Origin of the sequence: Parablautia muri (assembly GCF_009917485.1) — a bacterium.
GTDB lineage: Bacteria > Bacillota > Clostridia > Lachnospirales > Lachnospiraceae > Suilimivivens > Suilimivivens muri.
The window spans coordinates 1-743 of the sequence record NZ_QZDT01000193.1 but is presented as its reverse complement, the minus strand read 5'-3'; the positions used below and the strand labels follow the sequence as shown (position 1 = coordinate 743).

The 743-nt window shown below is 47.4% G+C and carries 1 protein-coding gene and 1 pseudogene; both read right to left on the bottom strand.

Features of this window, described 5'->3' with window-relative positions:
- Window positions 1-391 (bottom strand): annotated as a pseudogene (locus D5281_RS25175) (IS3 family transposase); the annotation flags it as partial.
- Window positions 388-726, bottom strand: a complete 339-nt coding sequence (locus D5281_RS25170; protein ID WP_160562566.1) for a transposase — start codon at window positions 724-726, stop codon at window positions 388-390. The pseudogene D5281_RS25175 and the gene D5281_RS25170, both read right to left, overlap by 4 nt.
- Window positions 727-743: the final 17 nt, after the last annotated feature.

Sequence of the window (743 nt, the reverse complement as noted above, 5' to 3'; positions counted from 1 at the left end):
CCTCTGACTTGAAATTACGTTTTAACAGATCTTCTGATTTCCGGGCTTGCCGATCCGCTTTCGTGATTCCGTTTGGTTTGCGCCTGGGATGGTGGCTGATGCCGATATCCTCCATGACACGATAAACAGTACGTTCGCTGAGAATATCCACATTTTCAGGCTGTTTTAACATTAATGCCTGATACATGCGGTTCCGGCCGTAGGTGTCATTACAATCATCTTCCTCAAGGATTTCCATCATGGCGTCTGCCAGGGGCTGATACTTCCATGGGCGGTCTTTATTTGCAAGGTACTGGCAGAATCCCTGCCTGCTGACATGAAGGGTTCTGCAGTAAAAGAAGATATCCCCTTTTAATTCGCCGTCTTTGGTTTTAAGAGCAATGAACTTCATTCTTTCGTTTTTGCTGACCTCAGACGGCTCGCGGCGAAAAAAGCGCTGGCTTCCTCCAGAAAGTCATTTTCCTTCTTCAAACGGCGAATTTCTTTTTCCTGTTCCTTAACCAGATGGCGGAGCTGAAGAAGTTCCTGATTAAGCGTCATGGCGCTTTGCGGAGTTTGTGAACCTGCCCCAAGGTCGAGGCTGCCAAGGCGGTTGGCCTGCACCCAGCCATACATGGTGTTTTTGGGAATCCCCAGTTCTTTAGCCGCTTTAGCTTGTCCGATTTCTTTAGCGAGCTTCACTGCCTGTACTTTGTATTCGTGGTCATATTGTCTGTTTTCTGCCATTTTGTTCACTCCTTATT

Coding starts and splice junctions, on each gene's coding strand:
- D5281_RS25170 (WP_160562566.1), bottom strand. CDS start 726: ATGGCAGAAAACAGACAATATGACCACGAATACAAAGTACAGGCAGTG.